The following is a 418-nucleotide window of genomic DNA, read 5'->3' on the forward strand; positions in this document are numbered from 1 at the left end:
CTCGTCGACGATCTCGTCGGGGTCCACGCCCGAGCGGAGCGCCGTCGAGATGACCTTCGCGAGCGCCTCGGTGAAGGAGTTGGTGTAGCCGCCGGAGTGGCCGATGTTCGCGAACAGCTCGAACGGCCGACCGTTCTGGTCCTCGTTGATGGTGACGTACAGCTTCCCGTACCCCGTCTCGACGCGCTGGGTGACGCCGTTCAGGGAGTCGGGACGCGGGCTGCGCTCGCTGTAGTCGATCTGCGGCTGCTCGCTGGCCTCCAGCAGGTCCGCGATCTCCGTGTCGATCGCCGCCTGCACGTCCTCGTTCTCGAGGAACGCCTCGACGCCGCCGAACACCTCGCCGATCTGCTCGACGATCGCCTCGGCCGCCTCGCTCTCGTCGGCGAACTCCGTGTTCTTCGCGCGCGTCGTGAGC

1 pseudogene is annotated in these 418 nt (G+C 67.9%); it reads right to left on the bottom strand.

From position 1 onward, the window contains the following. A pseudogene (locus DJ75_RS11685) lies at positions 1-418 on the bottom strand (ribonucleoside-diphosphate reductase, adenosylcobalamin-dependent); the annotation flags it as partial.

The sequence above is a fragment of the Halorubrum sp. Eb13 genome (assembly GCF_002252895.1).
Lineage (GTDB): Archaea > Halobacteriota > Halobacteria > Halobacteriales > Haloferacaceae > Halorubrum.